Origin of the sequence: Myceligenerans indicum (assembly GCF_016742955.1) — a bacterium.
GTDB classification, from domain to species: domain Bacteria; phylum Actinomycetota; class Actinomycetes; order Actinomycetales; family Cellulomonadaceae; genus Myceligenerans; species Myceligenerans indicum.
Genome location: NZ_JABBYC010000009.1, coordinates 12,988 through 31,309, shown reverse-complemented (window position 1 = coordinate 31,309; position 18,322 = coordinate 12,988). Strand labels below are relative to the sequence as shown.

At 71.2% G+C, this 18,322-nt stretch carries 18 protein-coding genes, 1 tRNA gene and 2 pseudogenes; 7 read left to right on the top strand and 14 right to left on the bottom strand.

The window, feature by feature from the left end:
* The first annotated feature begins 162 nt into the window (after positions 1-162).
* The 4 genes from HGK34_RS07795 (at position 163) to HGK34_RS23510 (ending at position 1,619) form a co-directional block, all read left to right on the top strand.
* Positions 163-582 (top strand): DUF3052 domain-containing protein, encoded by a 420-nt coding sequence (locus HGK34_RS07795; RefSeq protein WP_201846099.1) that lies wholly within the window; start codon positions 163-165, stop codon positions 580-582.
* Positions 582-1,070 carry a peroxiredoxin gene (locus HGK34_RS07790; protein WP_201846015.1) on the top strand — a complete coding sequence of 163 codons (489 nt, stop codon included), beginning with the start codon at positions 582-584 and terminating at the stop codon, positions 1,068-1,070. The genes HGK34_RS07795 and HGK34_RS07790 overlap by 1 nt, the downstream gene beginning before the upstream one ends.
* Before the next feature lie 130 nt (positions 1,071-1,200).
* Positions 1,201-1,273: transfer RNA gene (locus HGK34_RS07785), tRNA-Val, on the top strand.
* Positions 1,274-1,424: 151 nt separating this feature from the next.
* The gene (locus HGK34_RS23510) at positions 1,425-1,619 is read left to right on the top strand and encodes a hypothetical protein (protein WP_307815852.1); all 195 of its coding nucleotides are present in this window, start codon (positions 1,425-1,427) and stop codon (positions 1,617-1,619) included.
* A 267-nt stretch (positions 1,620-1,886) separates the two neighbouring features.
* Here HGK34_RS23510 and HGK34_RS23505 read toward each other — a convergent pair.
* The 13 genes and pseudogenes from HGK34_RS23505 to HGK34_RS07720 form a co-directional block, all read right to left on the bottom strand.
* A pseudogene (locus HGK34_RS23505) lies at positions 1,887-2,060 on the bottom strand (recombinase zinc beta ribbon domain-containing protein); the annotation flags it as partial.
* A gap of 493 nt (positions 2,061-2,553) precedes the next feature.
* Positions 2,554-2,859 (bottom strand): annotated as a pseudogene (locus tag HGK34_RS07775) (DUF6112 family protein).
* A 78-nt stretch (positions 2,860-2,937) separates the two neighbouring features.
* Positions 2,938-4,104: an STM3941 family protein gene (locus HGK34_RS07770; protein WP_201846014.1), complete on the bottom strand. Its 1,167-nt coding sequence runs from the start codon at positions 4,102-4,104 to the stop codon at positions 2,938-2,940.
* 84 nt (positions 4,105-4,188) lie between these two features.
* Positions 4,189-4,500 carry a DUF6112 family protein gene (locus tag HGK34_RS07765; protein ID WP_280517875.1) on the bottom strand — a complete coding sequence of 104 codons (312 nt, stop codon included), beginning with the start codon at positions 4,498-4,500 and terminating at the stop codon, positions 4,189-4,191.
* Between the two features lie 112 nt (positions 4,501-4,612).
* Entirely contained in the window at positions 4,613-5,761 is a 1,149-nt protein-coding gene (locus tag HGK34_RS07760) for an MSMEG_0565 family glycosyltransferase (protein WP_201846013.1), read from the bottom strand.
* Between the two features lie 33 nt (positions 5,762-5,794).
* The gene (locus HGK34_RS07755) at positions 5,795-6,673 is read right to left on the bottom strand and encodes a carbon-nitrogen hydrolase family protein (RefSeq protein WP_201846012.1); all 879 of its coding nucleotides are present in this window, start codon (positions 6,671-6,673) and stop codon (positions 5,795-5,797) included.
* 22 nt (positions 6,674-6,695) lie between these two features.
* Entirely contained in the window at positions 6,696-8,003 is a 1,308-nt protein-coding gene (locus HGK34_RS07750) for an MSMEG_0569 family flavin-dependent oxidoreductase (RefSeq protein ID WP_201846011.1), read from the bottom strand.
* A complete protein-coding gene (locus HGK34_RS07745) occupies positions 8,000-8,329 on the bottom strand; it encodes an MSMEG_0570 family nitrogen starvation response protein (protein WP_201846010.1) in 330 nt (109 codons plus the stop codon). Before HGK34_RS07745 ends, HGK34_RS07750 begins: the two co-directional genes overlap by 4 nt.
* Entirely contained in the window at positions 8,322-9,224 is a 903-nt protein-coding gene (locus tag HGK34_RS07740; RefSeq protein WP_307815851.1) for a carbon-nitrogen hydrolase family protein, read from the bottom strand. Before HGK34_RS07740 ends, HGK34_RS07745 begins: the two co-directional genes overlap by 8 nt.
* A gap of 54 nt (positions 9,225-9,278) precedes the next feature.
* Positions 9,279-9,800: an MSMEG_0572/Sll0783 family nitrogen starvation response protein gene (locus HGK34_RS07735; RefSeq protein WP_201846009.1), complete on the bottom strand. Its 522-nt coding sequence runs from the start codon at positions 9,798-9,800 to the stop codon at positions 9,279-9,281.
* Positions 9,801-9,915: 115 nt separating this feature from the next.
* Positions 9,916-11,334: an MSMEG_0567/sll0787 family protein gene (locus HGK34_RS07730; RefSeq protein WP_201846008.1), complete on the bottom strand. Its 1,419-nt coding sequence runs from the start codon at positions 11,332-11,334 to the stop codon at positions 9,916-9,918.
* Position 11,335: 1 nt separating this feature from the next.
* Positions 11,336-12,403 (bottom strand): MSMEG_0568 family radical SAM protein, encoded by a 1,068-nt coding sequence (locus tag HGK34_RS07725; RefSeq protein WP_201846007.1) that lies wholly within the window; start codon positions 12,401-12,403, stop codon positions 11,336-11,338.
* 126 nt (positions 12,404-12,529) lie between these two features.
* Positions 12,530-13,468, bottom strand: a complete 939-nt coding sequence (locus tag HGK34_RS07720) for an SDR family NAD(P)-dependent oxidoreductase (protein ID WP_201846006.1) — start codon at positions 13,466-13,468, stop codon at positions 12,530-12,532.
* Positions 13,469-13,637: 169 nt separating this feature from the next.
* On the opposite strand from HGK34_RS07720, the gene HGK34_RS07715 reads away from it, so the two are divergent.
* The 3 genes from HGK34_RS07715 to HGK34_RS07705 all read left to right on the top strand — a co-directional run bounded on the left by HGK34_RS07715 (position 13,638) and on the right by HGK34_RS07705 (position 17,626).
* Positions 13,638-14,495, top strand: a complete 858-nt coding sequence (locus HGK34_RS07715; protein ID WP_201846005.1) for a helix-turn-helix domain-containing protein — start codon at positions 13,638-13,640, stop codon at positions 14,493-14,495.
* Positions 14,496-14,709: 214 nt separating this feature from the next.
* A complete protein-coding gene (locus tag HGK34_RS07710) occupies positions 14,710-15,810 on the top strand; it encodes a flavin-containing monooxygenase (RefSeq protein WP_201846004.1) in 1,101 nt (366 codons plus the stop codon).
* 184 nt (positions 15,811-15,994) lie between these two features.
* Entirely contained in the window at positions 15,995-17,626 is a 1,632-nt protein-coding gene (locus HGK34_RS07705) for a LuxR family transcriptional regulator (protein ID WP_201846003.1), read from the top strand.
* Between the two features lie 75 nt (positions 17,627-17,701).
* On the opposite strand, the gene HGK34_RS07700 is transcribed toward HGK34_RS07705, so the two are convergent.
* A complete protein-coding gene (locus HGK34_RS07700; protein ID WP_201846002.1) occupies positions 17,702-18,244 on the bottom strand; it encodes a GNAT family N-acetyltransferase in 543 nt (180 codons plus the stop codon).
* Positions 18,245-18,322: the final 78 nt, after the last annotated feature.

Genomic DNA, 18,322 nt, shown 5'->3' with positions numbered 1-18,322 from the left:
GGCCGGTGCCACCCGGGGAACACGGTCCCGTCACCACGTAGCCGGGACACAACGGTCCGGCATCACTGGCGCGCCCCATGCGGCGCGGCACGTCCGAGTGCACTACCTTTGCCACGAAGGACGCCTGGTCACCACGCGGCCCAGGATCGTGAGATGAAAGGAATGCAGAACCAAGTGAGCGCGGACACCCAGGGTGCGGACCGACTCGGATTCAAGGCCGACCAAGTGGTTCAGGAGTTCGGCTGGGGCGACGACGTCGACGACGACGTGCGCACCGAGATCGAGAAGATCACCGGCAACGAACTCGAGGACGAGGACTACGGCGATGTCACCGACGCCGTGATCCTCTGGTGGCGGGACGACGACGGAGACCTGACCGATGCCATGGTCGACGTCACCACGCTGCTCGACGACGGCGGACTCATCTGGATCTTCACGCCGAAGGCCGGGCGTGAGGGGCACACCACGCCCGGCGAGATCCAGGAGGCCGCGAACACCGCGGGCCTGCAGACGACGAACACGCTCGCCGTCGCGGAGGAGTGGTCCGCCACGAGACTGGCCTTCCGGGGCCGCGGACACTGATGACCTCCCTCGCGCCTGCCGCCGACGCCGCACCGGCCATCGGTCCGGGCCGGCCGGCACCCGATTTCACCCTCCCCGACACGCACGGCACACCGGTGCACCTGGCGGACCTGCGCGGCCAGACCACGCTGGTGGTCTTCTACCCGTTCGCCTTCTCCGGGATCTGCACCAGCGAGCTGTGCGAGCTGCGGGACAACATCGAGGACTTCGAGACGGTCGGCGTGCGCCTGCTCGCCGTGTCCACGGACCCCGTGTTCACGCTCAAGGCGTGGCAGCAGGCAGAGGGCTTCGGCTTCGACCTGCTGAGCGACTTCTGGCCGCACGGCGCCGTCGCCCGGTCGTTCGGAGTGTTCGACGACGAGTCCGGGCACGCGCTGCGCGGCTCCTTCCTCATCGACGCGGACGGGATCGTGCGCTGGAGGGTGCTCAGCCCTCGCGGGCAGAGCCGCGATCTGGAGGGCTATCGCCAGGCGTTGGCAGAGATCTGATGGAAGCTGCGGGCGCGCGGCCGGCAACGAGCCACGCGCCCGCGGCGGTGACACCGGACCAGGAACTTCCGGTGTCACCGCATGGCACGGCGCGGACACCAGGACGGGTATCCTGGGCTGCGCTGTTCCGGGGCCTGTAGCTCAGCTGGTAGAGCACTACGTTTACACCGTAATGGTCGGGGGTTCGAGTCCCTCCGGGCCCACCTGAGGTTGGATGTTCAAACCCGCGACGTCAGCGGGTTTGGCACCTGTCCCCTGCTGTAGTTCCGCGTCGCTGGCGAGCGCGTCGCCCTGGACCGCCGGGTCGAACAGGACGTCGAACGGCTCGCCGTGGTCGGCCGTCACGGCGTCAATGTGCTCGATCTCGTAGACGTTGATGCGCTCGAAGAACGCCTGGTTGGCGACGCGGCGCAGGGAGTCGTTCAGGCTCATGTAGATCGCGTGGGCGTTGCCGGCCAGCTCCAGGCAGTCCTCCAGGTGGGCCTTGGCCTGGTCGTACTCGACCTGCCCTGCCTCAATCCGGGAGTCGAGGAACGCGAGTCGGCGTGAGATGCGGTCCTGTTCCTCCTTGAGGAGGTCGAGCGGCACGGCTCCCGAGTGGTGGGCGCGCAGGAGGCTGCGCCGCTCGTCGCGGAGCTTGTCACGTTCGGCGACGAGTGTGCGGCGCTCGGTCTTGCTCGCGGCGTGGAGGTCGTCGAACTGGCGGGTGAGCATGTGCCGCAGGGCCGTGACGATGTGCTCCGGGATCTGCACCTGCCGGTAGTAGTCCTCGACCTTCTGCTCGATGTCGGCGACGGGCATCGCCTGCCGCAGACAGTTCGTGCGCTTGGCGTGTCGGCCGGCGCACATGAAGTACGGGTAGACGACGCCCTTGCCGTTCTTCGCGTGCGTGACCAGGAGCCGGGAGCCGCAGTCGCCGCAGTAGATCGAGCCCTTCAGGTAGTGCTCGTGCTTCTGGGTCCTCTCCCCGGAGACCTGGTGCGCGGTCAAGACGTTCTGGACCCGCCGTGACGGTGATGACGGCCAGGCCGGCGAGTTCGAGGCCGATCTCCTCCATCGTGATGCCCGACGTCGCGACGATGCCGCGGCAGACCTGATCTGTGATCTCCAGCATTGGTGCCGTGTGGGTCACGACGAGGAAGGAGCCGAGTACGGACTTGCCGAGTCCGAGCGCGGCTCGTGCCAGCGCGCCGGGTTCGCGGCGCAGCATGGCCGTGATGAGCTGGAGCAGGAAGAACGCGACCATCCAGAAGAGCGCCACACCGAACACGAGGTTGTAGACGCCCACGAACTCACCGGTGGTGACGTCGACCATGGTGGTGGAGTCGAACGCCTCCCACATGGTGCGGATGAGGAACTCGGCCACTCCCCCGGTCGCGGTCGCCAGCGCTTCCAGCGGCGCGGTCCACACCGACCCAGCGGCGTCGCCCAGATCGGAGCACAGCTCGTCCACCAGCGGGGCGTCGCATACGCTCATCGCGGCTCACCCGACCGTCTGGCCGACGTCCCAGAAGAAGTTCACCGCGGCCACGCTCGCGCCGCAGATGACCGCGGCGGCCAGGGGGAACAGCACGCCGGTCTTGCCGCGTCCGGCCATGCGGGGGTTGGAGGAGTTCGAGCCGAGCGCCCACACGATCGCGGAGATGATGACGCCGAGGACCGCGCAGATCAGGCAGACGGTCATCATCGCGCCGACGATGTCCTGGAACTAGCTGATCCCTGGTAGGCCCGAGTCGTTCGGACCGATGTCGATCACTCCCGTCAGGGAGCGGGATCTGATGGTGTCCATGGTCGGCAGGTGCGCATCGCGCGCCGCGTGGCTATCGCAGGGCGAGGATGCCTCGGGCGCGACTGAGGTGCTTGCGCTTCAGTACATGCGCAGAACCCTCCGGCGGAACCAACCTGTCCGCGGTGCTTCTGCGATACCGAGGAACATAATCGCGCCGCCGATGATCAACGCCCATGACGTGATGGGCTCGACCGCGCGCTCCCCAAGAGATACGACTCCATAGATTCCGAGTGTCGCCCCGACGAAGTTGACAACCGCCCAGTAACCAACGGCGATGGGGTGATAGGCGGCCCAGGCCTCAACGCCGCCGCGACGTACCTCGGCCGCAACCTCATTGGCCTGGCTCGTCGGAATCCAGCCGACCACCGGCGCACCCCCACCGTAGGTGCGCACGCAGGCAACCAATTCGTCGGCCTCGTCGTGGAGCATGTCCCGCACCACCATGATCAGGAGAAGAGCGGCCGCGATCCCCTGTGCCAAGAGGGCGTATCCGAGCTCGATGCCCCGTCCCGCGCTTCCGAAGTGCAGCGCGAACGAGCTTCCCACGACGGTGAGGAGGAACCCCGCCCACAGCCATTGATGCCGACGGCCCAGTGGCTTGCGACCAGGAACACTCACGACCTGATGCGCGGCATCGTTGTCGAGGGCCTCGGGTTCGTCGTCATCGGCAGGATCGATCCCGCTGTACCGGACCATCGCCTCGGCAATCGCCCCCGGCGGGGCATCGACAGTACTCAGCGCAACCGACACTGGTGTCCCCACGAGCCGAACGTTCATCCGCCCGGCAAGCCGCTTGAGCGGGTTGGCCTCCCGAGCGATGTACTCGTCGGGGTCCCGCACCACCACGTGAAGGTATTCCTGCGAGGACACGTACCCGATGTACCACCACTCGACGTCGGACCACGGCACCGACCAACGCACTGCGCCGACGCCGAACGACTCGATGCCCGCGGGCCCGATCCGCAGACCACCCCCGCCGACCGTGAGCCGGCGGATCGCAAACCACCACCCGTAGGCGAAGAAGAGGAACGCGAAGATGCCGATCGGGGCGAACCAGAACGGCACGAATGTCTCGGCACCGAGCAGGTCGGCGACGCCGAACCACCCGATCGCGCCGCTGGCGAGCGTCATCGCGGGCCCGCCCAGCAAGGCGACCTTCTTCAAGTAGCTCCGGTTGGTCGGGAAGACGACCGGATCCTCATCGGCATCCGTGTGCCGTTCCTCCGGCGATAGCGAACTGTTCACGCATGGACCTTCCTCTGGAACGCCCCTGAGCGTAGGAGACATCACTCGACCGCCCGCCCCTTGTTATCGAACCGACGTGCAACTTCACCCCTGATTCAGGGGCGCGCCGGTCTCCAAGAGCCAGTTCGTCCAGGCAAGCGCACCGCCGCTCATGGCAGCGCAGCCCAGAGCGATGAGCACGCCGGCGCGCGCCTTGGCGACGCCCTGGAAACTTCCGGCCGATGCCGCGAGCGCCCAGGCGGCGGCGCTGACGATGAGCATCGCGACCGCCGTGACGAGTACGAGCGTAAGGAGCGCGCCGACGACGTCGGGCATGGGTGTGCCGGTCACCGCCGCGAGATCGGGGCGGACGTCGGTCCCGTGCGCGATGGCGGCCGCAAGGGATCGGAGCGCCATGATCCGCTCACCTCGGCCAAGTCGGCGACACAGGCCGGCGGCGCTGCGCGTTCGAGTTCAGCGCAGCGGCTCCTGCGCGTCCGACGGCGTCTCCGCACGCCTGCTCTCCGGGTCAGCCGTGGCGAGCCCACTGACCGGCCGTGAGGTCGATCTCCCGGCCGGCGTCGCCTCCGTCTCGTGCGACGTGCGCGTAGAAGCGTTCGTGCGCCGCCGCCGCTGCCGCCCAGGTGTGGCGTGCGGCCAGCTCTCGTCCGGGACCGGCGTCGGCCGGGGTCGGGTCGTCGAGGACGGCGGCCAGCGCCGCGGCGATCTGTGGCACGTCGGCGGCGTAGGTGACGGTGTCGCCGAAGACCTCGCGGGTGACCGGGAGGTCGCGGGCCACCACGGGCACGCCGGCGGCCAGCGCTTCCATGGCCGCCAGGCCGAATCCCTCCTTGGTGGAGACGAAGCCCAGCGCCGTGGCGGCCGCCACGAGCGGTGGTACGTCGTCGTCGGCCAGGGTGCCGAGAACCATGGGCTCGACGCCGAGCTCGGTGCAGCGCCGGTCGAACCGGTCGCGGTAGGGGCGGTAGTCGAAGAGCGTCTCTCCCCCGCCGATCACGAGGCTCAGGTCCGGGTGGTCGGCGCGCAGCAGCGCGAACGCCTCCAGCAGGTCGATGCTGCCCTTGCGTGGCTCGATGCCGCCGAGCGCGAGGACGTATCGCCCCAGCTCCGCCTTCCACCGGGCGCGTGCACCGGCTCCGTCGGGTCCGGCCGCGCGGGCGAACCGGCCGGCGTCGACGCCGTTGGGGATCACGGTGGGAGCCAGGCCGAAGCCCTGGCTCACCTCGGCCGCGACCGCGCGTGAGACACACAGCCGTGCCACCGGCTCGGTGATCGCCGAGCTGTGGCACTCGATCAGGCGGGGCGTGGTGAACTCGTCCAGGTGGTGGATCGTGCGGATGCAGGGCCCCACGGCGTTGGCCGAGATGCAGTCCTGGGCGTGCACGACGTCGTAGCCGGCCGGCTCGAAGGCTTCCGCCATGGCACGGATGGACCGCTCGATGCGGTCACCCACGCTCTCCTCGTCACGCGGCGCGAACGGAACCACCCTGACGCGGACGGCCGGGTCCACCGGCCGGAAGAACGCGTCGTCCCCGCCGCGGCCCAGCGTCCATACGGTCACCTCGTGCCCGCGGGCCGCGAGCGCCTCGGCGAGTGCGATGGTGTGCACCACCCCGCCACGGGGTCTGGTCGAGTAGGTGATCTGGGCGATGCGCACGCTGTTCCGTCCTGGTAGAGGTACGGCCCGACCTCACGTCGGGCTGGAGGTGGTGGCCGACGCCGGCCGGGTGGTGAGGGTGTAGGCGTTCTCGACGCGGTCGCGCAGGTGGTTCATGGTGCGGCGGGCTCGGGCGACGTCGGCCGTCACGTCGGCGGTGGCGACGGCGAGCCCGCCCTTGGCCCAGGTCTTGGCGACGATCTCGCCGGCCGGGTCGACGACCTTGGCCTGCCCGAGGAAGCGCAGCCCGCCGAGGACTCCCGTCTGGTTGGAGGAGACCACGTAGAGCTGGTTCTCGGCCGCGCGCGCACAGTCGTACAGGTCGAACAGGTGGGCCTGGCGGTCGTTGCGCAGCCGGTCGGAGCGGTCGGTGACGCTCGCGGGCCAGGCGCTGAGGCACGCGATGATCTGCGCGCCGTCGAGCGCGATCGAGCGGGCCGACTCGGGAAACGTCTTGTCGAAGTCGATGAGCATGCCGAGCCGGCCCACGGGGGTGTCGAAGGCGTCGAATCCGGTGCCATGCCGGTATGCCTCGGACTCGCCGAGCGGCAGGTGCACCTTGCGGTGCACGCCCAGGAGTCCGTCCCCGTGCACGCAGACGGCGGTGTTGTACCGCACCTCGGCTCCGCCTTCCTGGGCTCGCTCCGCGATGCCGAAGCACACCACCATGTCCCCGGCCATCTGCCGCACGGCCGCGACCTCGGGCCCGTCGAGGTCCACGGCCGGCGGCAGGGTCTCGCCCGCCGGGTGGTACATGTCGTGCAGGTAGCCGCCGATGGTGGCGTCGGGCAGCACCAGGAGGTCGACGCCGCGCTCGCGGGCCTGGTCGATGATGCCGGGAAGCTTGGCGAGGGTGCGGTCGATATCGCGTCCGAAGTGCGCTGCGACCGCACCCATGGTCGTCGTGGACATGTCCTAGAGCGTAGGTCGTCCGTCATCCGGCCTTGGCCGGCTGCGCCGCGAGCGCGTGTGGCGCGGGCCCGTCCCACGCGCCGCCGGCGCGCCAGTCGCCTACTGCCCGGGCGACGTGCTCGGCATCCTGGGCGATGCCGAGGAACCGGCCCGACCCCCAGGTGTGGAGCCAGGGCAGGCCGACGAACGACAGCCCGGGCACCGGGCTGAGACCGCGCAGGTGCCGCGGGTGCCCCTCGTCGTCGAGCACTGCGGGCCCCAGGGAGTCGAGCCAGGACCAGTCGGCTCGGAAGCCGACCGACCAGACCACTGCGGCGATCCGGTCGAGGTCGAGCGGTTGCGGCTCGGCCTCGGGCCGCCAGACCGGTATGTACCGGTCCTCGGTGGGTGCGTCGATGCCCTTGGTCTCGATCCAACGGTCGATGTCGTCCTTGATGGACTCCGCCACCGAGTCGGCGTGGTCGAGGTCGTTCTCCAGCGTGGGGGCGAAGGTGAGCGCCCCGTCGCTCACTCCGGTGGCCCGGCCGTACAGGTGCATGCCCCGGCGTGCGAAGTCACGGAGGTCGATGTCGCGGCCGCCGTCCCGCCCGGTCACGTAGTGGTTGGTGGATTCCCGCTTGGCCAGGCCGTGCGCGGCCACGGGCACGTCGTACACGCCCATCTCCGCCAGCCACGTCATGCAGTCCTTGCCCCGGTAGCGGCGGGCCACGCGTGGCGCGCGCCCGGCGGCCAGGTGTACCTCGCGCCCGGCGAGAAGCAGGTCCTCGGCGATCTGGGTACCGGACTGGCCGGTGCCGACCACGAGCACCGGGCCCTCGGGAAGCAGACCGGCGTTGCGGTACTCGTGGGAGTGCACCTGTGCCACCCGCTCGGGCAGGTCTCTGGCCCAGGGTGGTACGACCGGCCGGTGGTAGCCGCCCACGGCCGCCGTCACCGCTGTGGCCGTGATCGTGCCGTGCGTGGTCGAGACCACGAATCCGCCGCCCGGCCGTGATGCGAGCCGCGTGGCGGCGACGCCCTCGGCGACCGGCGCGTCGAACGTGTCCGCGTACCGGCGCACCCAGGCGTGGACGTCGTCGCGGCGCATGAAGCCGTCCGGGTCCGGACCGTCATAGGGGTAGCCGGGCAGCCGGCAGTGCCAGTTGGGCGTGACCAGGGTGAACGCGTCCCAGCGCCCGTCGCGCCATTCGTGCGCCACGGTCTCCCGCTCGAGCACGAGGTGGTCGACGCCGGAGCCGACCAGATGGTGGCTCAGCGACAGGCCGGCCTGCCCGCCACCCACGACCACCACCTCGTGGTGGGCGCCGTCGGTGATGCGCGCCGCCCTCATGCGCCGCCTCCCGGCCCGGCGGTCCCCCGCAGGTCCGTCCCGGGCAGAGGCGGCTCCATGCGCAGGACCTCGACCTCGCCTGTGCGGAACGACGTGGCGGTCTGCCGGATCTCCGCCTCCTGGTGCATGGCCGACGTGCAGGTCATGCCGTAGCGGGCCCGCACCCGTTCGCTTGCCTCCCGCAGCGCGCGGGACGTGCGGTCGACGAACTCGGCCAGGGAATACCTGGCCCCGACCTCGAGGTGGTCGTGCATCACGAGGCTGGGCGAGTAGCAGCTCGCCGTGGATCCGTCGGGCCAGCGCACGTCGAACGTCATCTCAGGCATGGGCCAGGTCCTTCCATCCGGTGGACTCGGGGGCGTCCGGTGCGGTGAGCGCCGCGTAGACGTCGGGGCGGCGGTCGCGCAGGTGGAACATGCCGCCGCGCATGGTGCGGAAGGTGCTTTCGACGTCGATCTCGGCGACGGCGAGGCCGGCGTCCAGCAGGGTGGTGGCCAGCACGTTCCCGCCGGGGTCGACCACCTTCGCGTTTCCGACGTAGCGCAGCGACCCGAAGGTGCCGGACTGGTTGGAGGCGATCCAGAACACCTGGTTGTCCAGCGCGCGGGCGGCGTCGAACAGGTTGAACCGGTAGGTCCACCGGTCCTGCTGCAGGTCTTCGGCGGTCGCCGTGCGGGCTGCCGGCCACGCCGACATGCTCACGACGATCTCCGCGCCGTCCAGGGCCAGCGCCCGGGCCGCCTCCGGGAAGGCCTTGTCGTAGCAGATCTGCAGGCCGACCCGGCCGACGGGTGTGTCGAACGCCTGGTAGGAGGCGCCCGCAGCGTACGACATGGCCTCGCCCAGGGGCTGGTGCACCTTGCGGTAGGAGCCGTACACGTGGCTTCCGTCGAGGCAGACGGCCGCGTTGTACCGCGTCTCGCCGTCGTCGTCGAGCTCGCAGAATCCGATGCAGACGACGGTCTCCCCCGCGAGCGCCTGGACGCGCCGGATCTCCGGCCCGTCCAGGCGGATCGCGGGCGGCAAGGACCGCTTGGTGGTTCGCACGGTGTCCCCGTGGTTGCCGAGTGAGGACAGGTAGCCCCCGATCGACGCCTCGGGGAAGACGACGAGCCGTGCGCCCTGGGCGCGTGCCTCGTCCAGGAGCTGCTCGATGAGCGCGTAGTTCTGCTCGAGGTCGCGGGTGAAGTTCGCCGACACGGCGGCGACGGTGAGGCTCACGGAAGTTGCTCCTCCGGGGTCGTTCGACGGGGATCCATCAGGCTGCGGTGCGGGTCAGAGGTTGTAGGTGGAGTTGATGATGGCGCCCTTGCGCGCGTAGTGGATCACCGCGTCCTGCACGTCCAGCGGGTGGGCCGGGATGACACCGGCGATGAGGTCCTCCTCGCGCGCGCCGTGCAGCGACAGGCCGAACCGGCAGCAGAACACCGTGCCGCCCTCGGCGATGAAGGTCTTGAGGGCGTCGTTGATGTTCTGCTCGCCCGGGAACGCGCTGTCACCCGTGGTCGGGAACCCGCGAGTGTCCAGGGCGTTGATCGCGCCGGGGCCGTAGAAGTAGACGGCCGACTCGAAGCCCTTCCGCAGCGCACGGGTGGCCTGCAGGATCGCGACGAAGCTCACCGATGACTCGTGCGCGATGCCGTGTACCAGCGTGAAGTACGCCTGGCCCGGCTCCGCCTGGTAGTCGGGGAAGATCTTGGTCGAGCCGTACAGGTTGCTGCCCTTCGGCAGCGACGGGTGCGGGATCTCCGCGAGCGACACGTCGATGTTGGCCTGGATCTGTTCGTCGAACGCCATGGTCGATGCTCCTTCGGTGATGGGTGGTGTGGTCGTGCTGGGTCGTGCGAGTGGTGCAACTCGTGGGGTGCGGGACGGGCGCGCCGTCCGCACCGGTGTGCGGGCCGGGGCCCTGTCAGGCGCGGCCGAGGCCTGTCGCGGCGCCGGGGACGGCCACGGTGGTCTCCCCGTCGGGCCAGCGCAGGCGGACGCCAGGTTCTCCGGTCAGCTCCCCGCACTCGGCGGTGTTCGCCAGCGGCGAGGACATGCGCCCGCCGCCCGGTGGGTCGGTGGTGAGCATCGCGAAGCCGGGAAAGCAGGTGAGCCACTCGCCCGGAGCGGCGCCGTCGGGCATCGGCACGGCGGCGACGTCGATCGTGGCGCCCGTGCCCGAGGCCTCGGCGAGCATCGCCGTCGTGCCGAGGACGCCGGCCATGCTCACGTCCTTGGCGGCGTGCGGGCGGGCCGCGCCGACGGTGCCGGCCAGGTGCCGCAGCTCGGCCGCCGAGCGCGAGGAGGTGGAGTCCCACTGCCGGCCCTCGAACCCGCGCCGCCAGCGGCCGGAGAGGTCCGCGGTCAGGGACAGGGCGTGCCCCGGCCGGCCACCGCCACCCGGGACGGGATGATCCGTCCGGCCGAGCGCGGTGACCGCCAGGGACGCGGGCACGCCGAGCTGGGTGTGCCCGCCGAGCACGGGCACGCCCCACGCCTGGGACGCGCTGTGCAGGCCGGCCAGCACACGGCGCGCGAACGACGCCGTGGGCGCACCGAGCGCGTCCATCAGCCCGGTGGGGCCGACGCCCATCGCCGTGAGGTCGTTGACGTTGACCAGCACCGCGCACCAGCCGGCCCACTCGGGGTCGCGCTCGAGCATCGCGGGCAGGATCGCGTCGCACGCGGCGACGACGTCACTGCCCGGCACCGGTGCCCCGTCGTCGCCCACGAACCCCGCGCCGCCCAGCGTGGCGGGGCCGGTGTGCTCGCGCAACGGGCCGATCAGGTCGGCGAGGACGGACTTGGTGGAGCCCACCAGGTCCGCGACCCGGGTCACCGGCCAGCGCATCAGGTCGTGCGGCCGGCCCTGGACGTCCCGGGCGCCCCATGCCTGCCAGCCGAGGCGCTCGAACAGCGGCCGGTTGCGGACCTGGACGGTGGCCTCGAAGCGCAGCACGCCGAGTTCCGTCACGCGAGCGCAGGCGGACCGGACGAGTGCCGTCCCGATCCCCGCGGCCCCGCGTGCCCCGCGCGCCACGACGAGCCGGCTGCCGGCCCACCATCCGATGTCCCGGCCCGCAGCATCGAGCGCGCCGGGATCCGGGGCGATGCGCACGCCGCCCAGCACCCGGTCCTCGGCGTCGACGGCGACCAGCACCTGCGTGCGCTCGTCTTCGTCGGTCCGGTCCAGATCGTGCCCGGAGAACAGGCCCTGCTCGGCGACGAACACCTCGCGGCGCAGCGCCCGGTAGGCGGCCACGTGCCGGGGTTCGGCCGACCGGACCGCCCAGGGCGCGGCGGGCACGAGCTGCCGGCCGGTCAGCGTGGGGACGTCCAGCATGTCAGCCCCCCACCGCCGCGAGTGCGCTGCAGGCACCGCATGCCGCACACCCCGCGGCCTGGTCCGACCCGCGCATCCCCGCGGCCGCCAGGAGCGCACCGACCCGCCGGGTGACGTCGGCGACCACCGCGCGGTGCGGTGCCGGGACGTGGTCCACGTCGGTCGCGAGCGTGCCGGCCAGCGGCCGGAACGGGACCACGAACGGGTAGACGCCCATCTCGATGAGCTCGCCCGCGGCCTCGACCATCTCGTCCGGATCCTCGCCCATGCCGACCAGCAGGTAGGTGGAGACCTGGTTGCGGCCGAACACGCGCACCGCCTCGCGCCAGGCCGCGCGGTACTCGTCCAGCGACACGGTCGCCTTGCCCGGCATCCAGCGACGCCGCACGCCGTCGTCCATCGACTCGACGTGGATGCCGATGGAGCGGGCGCCCGCCTCGTACAGGTCGGTGATGGCCCGCAGGTCCGCCGGTGGTTCGCACTGCACCTGGACCTGCAGCTCCGGGACGGCCTCCTTGACGGCGCGGACGCAGCGCGCCAGGTGCTTGGCACCGCGGTCCCAGCCGTTGGAGGTGCCGGTGGTCATGACCATCTGCGAGACCCCGTCCAGCTCGTGGGCGGCCTCCGCGACCTCGGCGAGCATCGCCGGAGTCTTGACGGCGATCGTCGTTCCCGAGCGCAGCGACGACTCGATGGCGCAGAACCGGCAGCGCTCGCTCTCGTCGTAACGGACGCACGTCTGGACCACGGTGGTGGCCAGCACGTCCTTGCCGTGGAGCTTGGCGATCTTGTCGTAGGGGGTCCCGTCGGCGGTGGTCAGGTCGTAGAATCGCGGTCGGGTGACAGGTTCCACGTCCATCCCGAGATCCGCACCGTCCAGGGTCAGGCGACCTTGGGAGATGACGTACGGGCTGTCGGGATCGATCGGGATGGCGGCACCCGCACCGCCGATGACGAAATGTCCGTCGTCACTCGGCCCCGCACCGCCGGTACGGCGGACCGGAGCGTCGCTGCGCACTCCGAGGAGCGCGATGCTCACTCGGGTGGAGAGCTGGTCGGTCGGCGTCATGACCCCAGTGAAGAGCCCGGTTTTTACCGTTTGGTTTCATTCGGAATACGAACGTGTGACTTGCTGTTACAAGTTGTCGAACGGTTCCGCTGGACATCGGTCAACGGGCGATCGGAACAGGCGGGGTCAGTTCCGGCCGAGAAGCCTCTCCGAGAGCGCCCACAGCCGATCCGCTCCCTCCGGATCGAGCGCGTACGCGGCGACGCTGTCTGCCAGAGCGGTGAGGTCCTCGGGACGCTCGCTCACCGTGGACGCCTCCGCGTTGTCGTTGAAGTAGCGCCCGCCGACGCCGTCGAGGAGCGGGGAGACCGCGACGAAGACGCTCGTCGACGCCCCCTGCTGCACCGTCTTCTGCTGGTCGAGCGGCGTGGCGAGCTTCCCGCCGACGTGCCGCTGGAGCTCGGTCGCGATCGCACCCGGGTTGAGGGCGTTGGCGTAGATGCCGTCGTCCGCCCACCGCTCGGTGATGCCGACCGCGAGGAGAATCTCGGCGGTCTTGGACTGCCCGTAGGCCCCGACGGGGTCGTAGGGACGGAAGCGGTAGTCGACGTCGTCGAACACGACGGGGCTGAACAGGTGGCCGGACGAGCTCACCGTGACCACCCGGGCACCGTCCGAGGCCAAGGCGAGCGCGGGGCGCAGCCGGGTCGTGAGATCGAAGTGTCCGAGGTAGTTGGTGGCGAACTGCATCTCCCGGCCGTCCGCGTTCCTGGTCAGCTCCGGGATCCGCATGACCCCGGCATTGTTGACCAGGAGGTCCAGCGGGCCCTGCCACGCCTCGGCGAACCGCGCGACGGACGCACGGTCGGTCAGCTCCAGCTCGGCGACGTGGACGCTCGCGTTGCCCGTGTCCGAGGTGATGTCCTCGGCGACCCGGGCGGCGACGTCCGGCCGGCGCGCGGCGATCGTCACCTCCGCACCACGCCGGGCCAGCGTCCGAGCCGTCTCGGCACCGATTCCCGATCCGGCACCGGTGACGACCGCACGCCTGCCGGTGAGATCGACGCCCTCGCTGACCTCGTCGGCGGTGTGGTCCCGGTTGAACGGGCCGATGATCTCGCTCATGTTCCGACTCCTTCCGGTGGCCCGGGGCATTCGGTGGCCCCGCGCCTTCCGCACCACTATCGGACGGCCGGCGAGCCCGACGAGAGGCCCCCGTGAGGGGACGGACCGGCAGGACCAGGATGCGGCCGCACGACGGCGTGACCCGAGCGGCACGGGCTAGAGTCGAGGCGTGAGCAGCAGCACGCCGCTCGGCGACTACCTGAAGGCGCGGCGCCGGCTCGTCACCCCGGAGGACGTGGGCCTTCCACGCGGCACACGACGACGCGTCCCGGGCCTGCGGCGCGAGGAGCTCGCCCTCCTCGCGGGGATCAGCCAGGACTACTACCTGCGCCTCGAACAGGGGCGCGACACGAACCCCTCCCGCCAGGTCCTCGACGCCCTGGCGTCGGTACTGGCCCTGGACACCGAGGCGACGGCCTACCTGTACGAGCTCGCCACCGCGCCCGCTGCACCGGCCCACCGGCCGGGACCGGCCGAGCAGGTTCCGCCGGGACTCGCGCAGCTCCTCGACGAGATGCCCTTCCCCGCCTTCGTGCAGGGACGCCACATGGACGTACTGGCCGCCAACGCGCTCGCCCGGGCGCTGTCCCCGCAGTATCGGCCCGGCGTCAACCTCCTGCGGGCGGTCTTCCTGGACCCCCGCGATCGTGACCTGCACCAGGACTGGGACCGGGCTACCGCGGAAGCCGTGGCCGGCCTCCGCGCCGTTGCCGGGGCAGACCTGGAGGACCCGCGCCTGACCGAGCTGGTCGACGAGCTCTCGGCAGCGAGCGCCGAGTTCAGGGCGCTCTGGGCACGCCAGGACGTGCACCACAAGGTGGGTGGCATCAGCCGGATGCGCCACCCGACGGTAGGAGAGCTCGTGCTCCGGCACGAGAAACTCACGGTGAACGGGGCGCCCGGCCAGATGCTCGTCATCTACCACGCCGACCCCGGATCTTCCTCCCATGCCGCCCTCGAGCAGCTCGCGCGGGCCTCGGCCGCCTCTCCGACGGCGGGGCTCGGAGACGCCGTCCTCGGTTCCTGAGGGCCGGGCGGCCGCACGCCGCCCCGCCGGCCGCACGCCGCCCCGCCGGCCGCACGCCTGTCCGAACCGGGTGGCCGGCCGTCGTCGTACACGAAGTGACCCGTCGTACACGAAGTGACCCATCGGCCCTGCCGACCGGTTGGGTATCGCTCTCGATGCGCCCGCGGCCGCAGGACTCCTACGTTCGTCTCAGGGACGGACGAAGGAGGACGTCATGAACACCCAGCACATCGAGACCCTGATCATCGGCGCCGGTCAGGCCGGACTGAGCACCGGCTACCACCTGAAGCGGCTCGGCCGCGACTGCCTGATCGTCGACGGCAACGACCGGATCGGGGACAACTGGCGCTGCCACTACGACAGTCTCGCCCTGTTCACGCCGGGCAGGGCAGACGGGCTCGACGGCCTGCCGTTCCCCGGCGATCCGCGGCACTTCCCGTCCAAGGACGAGTTCGCCGAGTACCTGGAGCTGTATGCCGTCGCCAACGATCTGCCCGTGCGCATGCGCACACGGGTCGACGCGCTGACCACGACCGGGGACGGCGGGTTCCGTGCCACGCTCGGGGACGCGGAGGTGCGGTGCGACAACGTCGTACTGGCCACCGGCCCCTTCGGCCGGACCCCGCACGTCCCGGGCCTCGCCCGAGAGATCGACCCGACGATCCAGCAGCTGCACTCCAGCCAGTACCGGCGGCCCTCCCAGCTGGCCGACGGGCCCACGCTCGTGGTGGGCGCGTCGCACAGCGGCCTGGACGTCGCCTACGAACTGGGCCGGACCCGGCCCACCACACTGGTCGGGCCGGATCGCGGGAACGTCCCCCTCGAGTGGGGCACGCGCCGACTCCAGCTCGCGATCCCGGTCATCACGTTCGCGTTCAACCACGTGCTCACCCGCCGTACGCCGATGGGCCGTAGGACGATGGAGGAAATGCGCCACCACGGGGCCTCGCAGCTCCGGGTCAAACGTCACCACCTGGCCGAACGCGGCGTGGAGTGGATCACCGAGCACGTCACCGGGGTGGCGGACGGCCTGCCACGGCTGGAGAACGGCCGCACGTTCGGCGTCGCGAGCATCGTCTGGGCCACCGGGTTCGCGCAGGACTACGACTGGCTGCAGGTCCCCGTGCCGTTCGAGGACGGCTGGCCGGTGGAGTACCGCGGCGTGGTCGAGTCCGTGCCCGGGCTGTACTTCTGCGGCCTGGCGTTCCAGTACTGCTACGCCTCCGGCCAGGTGAACGGCGTCGGCCGCGACGCGGCATTCGTCGCGCACGAGATCGCGGAGCGGTCCCGCACGGGAGCCCTGTCGCCCGCATGACGCGCCGGACCGGTCGCCCGCGGCCGCCGCCGAGCCGCTCGCCCGCCTGAGCAGCCCGGCGTCGGCCGGCGCCGGCGCTCCGGCCCATGCTGCGCCCGGGCGCGCTATCGTCGGAGGAGATCCCGCCGACAGGCACTGCGACGACGCCATCCGTCGGCGGAACCTCTGAACGAGGTGAGGTGCGATGGGCGTGCTCGACGACCTGCACCGCGCACGCGAGGAATACCGGCGGCGCGAATGGATCTCCGCCTACCGTGAGCTCTCGGGCCTGGACGAGACCGACCTGACCGCCGAGGACTTCGTGGCACTCGCCACCTCCGCATTCCTCCTGGGCCACTACAACGACTGCGTGCTGGCGCTGCAGCGCGCCTACCACGAGGCCCTCGAACACCAGGACGAGCTCGCGGCCGTCCGGGCGGCCTACTGGCTCACGACCGTGCTGCGCCAGGGCAGTGAACCCGCGATCGCCGGCGGGTGGCTCTCCCGCGCCCAGCGGCTGCTCGACGACCTCGACGGCGACGACGTCGTCGAACGCGGGTACGTGCTGGACCAGGTCGCCTACGGCCACATCATGAAGGGCGAGTTCCCCGAGGCACTCGACCTGGCGCCGAAAGTCACCGCATACGGTCGCCGGTTCGGAGATCCGGACCTCGTGGCGACCGGGCTGCACATGGAGGCCCGCCTGACGATCTTCACCGGCCACGTGGCCGACGGGCTGCGGCTGCTCGACGAAGCGATGACCTATGTGCTGGCCGGGGAGGTCTCCCCCGTCTACTCCGGCATCATCTACTGCTCGTCCATCGAGGCATGCCAGCAGATCGCCGAGTACTCCCGGATGCGGGAATGGACCCATGCCCTGACCACGTGGTGCGACAGCCAGCCCGGCCTGGTGCCGTTCACCGGACAGTGCGCCGTGCACCGGGGCCAGCTGATGCGACTGCACGGGGCCTACCACGAGGCCGTGGCCGAACTCGAGCACGCCGCAGACCGCTATGCCGCCGAGGGAGCCACCCAGGCCATCGGGCAGGCATCCTACGAACGGGCCGAGGCGCTGCGCCTGCTCGGCGCCTACGACGAGGCGCGGCAGGCCTACGGGGAGGCAGCCACCCATGGGCATCCGGCACAGCCGGGGCGCGCCCTGCTGTGGTTCGAGTGCGGCCGGCACGACACCGCCGTGGCCGCCGTTCACCGGCTCCTGGCCGAGTGGCAGGACCCGGTACACCGCTCACACCTCCTTCCCGCGGCCGTCGAGGTGCTGGTCGGAACCGGGGAGGCCGATGCCGCCACACCGCTGGCACGGGAACTGGAGGAGATCGCCACCAGCTTCGACTGCGTCGGGCTGCACGCCGCGGCCGCCTTCGCACTGGCACAGGTCGCGCTCGCACGCCAGGACGCGGCGTCGGCGCTGTCCGAGGGCCGCCGCGCCACCGAGGGCTGGGCACGACTCGACGCACCGTACGAGACCTCACGGAGCCGCATGCTGGTGGCCCGCGCACTGCGGATGCTGGGCGACGAGGAGTCGGCGCTCGCGGACCTGACCGCCGCCCGTGACACGTTCGCGGCCCTGGGGACGAAGCCCACGATGCGGGAGGCGACCGAGCTCCTGGGCGGCGGCGAGACGCCCGGCGGCCTGAGCCCGCGCGAGACGGAGGTGCTGCGGCTCGTGGCGTCGGGGAAGAGCAACCCCGAGATCGCCGCACACCTGGTGCTGTCGGAGAAGACGGTGGCCCGCCACCTGTCGAACATCTTCGGCAAGCTGGAGGTCGGCTCCCGCACCGCCGCCGCCGCGTTCGCCTACGAGCACCACCTGGTCTGACCCGCCAGGCCGGCCGACCCACCGGCCCACCGGCGTCCCGCCTGCCCGCGCCGGGTGCGGCGGGCCTCCCCGCTCTCAGTCGTGCAGGATCCGCTGGTACAGGACGTGGTCCTGCCACTCGCCCGAGATGCGCAGGTACCGCGGGGCATGGCCGAACCGTTCGAACCCCGCCCGCGTCAGGACCGCCTGCGACGCCGTGTTGTGCGGCAGCGTGCCCGCCTGGAGGCGGTGCAGGCCCAGGTCGTCGCGAGCGTGCTCCGCGAGCGCCGTGACCGCACGTGTCATGAGCCCCCGCCCTGCGAGGCCCGCGTCGATCCAGTAGCCGATGTTTCCGTTCTGGAACACTCCGCGCACGATGTCCGCGAGGTTGAGGCGGCCCACGACGTCGCCCCCGGATGCCAGCGCGAGGAAGACGCCGTGTCCCGTGGCCGCCTGCTTCAGCTGCACGTCGAGGGTGCGCCTCTGCGCCGCCTCGGTGAAGAAGTCGTCCGGCCGGGCCGGTTCCCACGGCTGCAGGTGCGCGCGGTTGCGGGTGTAGGCCTCGGCGAGTGCCGCGGCGTCGTCGATGGTCACGTCACGCAGGACGACGTCGTCGGACAGGGGTGTGGCGAAGGGCATGCGCCCAATCCTAGGGTAGAGGCCGAGCCTCGTTGCGGCCACGCGGCGCCGGGAGTCCCACAGTGGGTGAAATCTACG

What these genes read in the sequence shown, in the direction of transcription:
- HGK34_RS07745 (WP_201846010.1), bottom strand. Translation starts at nt 8,329, where the DNA reads ATGCCTGAGATGACGTTCGACGTGCGCTGGCCCGACGGATCCACGGCG.
- HGK34_RS07795 (WP_201846099.1), top strand. Translation starts at nt 163, where the DNA reads ATGCAGAACCAAGTGAGCGCGGACACCCAGGGTGCGGACCGACTCGGA.
- HGK34_RS07720 (WP_201846006.1), bottom strand. Translation starts at nt 13,468, where the DNA reads ATGAGCGAGATCATCGGCCCGTTCAACCGGGACCACACCGCCGACGAG.
- HGK34_RS07765 (WP_280517875.1), bottom strand. Translation starts at nt 4,500, where the DNA reads ATGGCGCTCCGATCCCTTGCGGCCGCCATCGCGCACGGGACCGACGTC.
- HGK34_RS07750 (WP_201846011.1), bottom strand. Translation starts at nt 8,003, where the DNA reads ATGAGGGCGGCGCGCATCACCGACGGCGCCCACCACGAGGTGGTGGTC.
- HGK34_RS07710 (WP_201846004.1), top strand. Translation starts at nt 14,710, where the DNA reads ATGAACACCCAGCACATCGAGACCCTGATCATCGGCGCCGGTCAGGCC.
- HGK34_RS07790 (WP_201846015.1), top strand. Translation starts at nt 582, where the DNA reads ATGACCTCCCTCGCGCCTGCCGCCGACGCCGCACCGGCCATCGGTCCG.
- HGK34_RS07730 (WP_201846008.1), bottom strand. Translation starts at nt 11,334, where the DNA reads ATGCTGGACGTCCCCACGCTGACCGGCCGGCAGCTCGTGCCCGCCGCG.
- HGK34_RS07735 (WP_201846009.1), bottom strand. Translation starts at nt 9,800, where the DNA reads ATGGCGTTCGACGAACAGATCCAGGCCAACATCGACGTGTCGCTCGCG.
- HGK34_RS07725 (WP_201846007.1), bottom strand. Translation starts at nt 12,403, where the DNA reads ATGACGCCGACCGACCAGCTCTCCACCCGAGTGAGCATCGCGCTCCTC.
- HGK34_RS07700 (WP_201846002.1), bottom strand. Translation starts at nt 18,244, where the DNA reads ATGCCCTTCGCCACACCCCTGTCCGACGACGTCGTCCTGCGTGACGTG.
- HGK34_RS07755 (WP_201846012.1), bottom strand. Translation starts at nt 6,673, where the DNA reads ATGTCCACGACGACCATGGGTGCGGTCGCAGCGCACTTCGGACGCGAT.
- HGK34_RS07705 (WP_201846003.1), top strand. Translation starts at nt 15,995, where the DNA reads ATGGGCGTGCTCGACGACCTGCACCGCGCACGCGAGGAATACCGGCGG.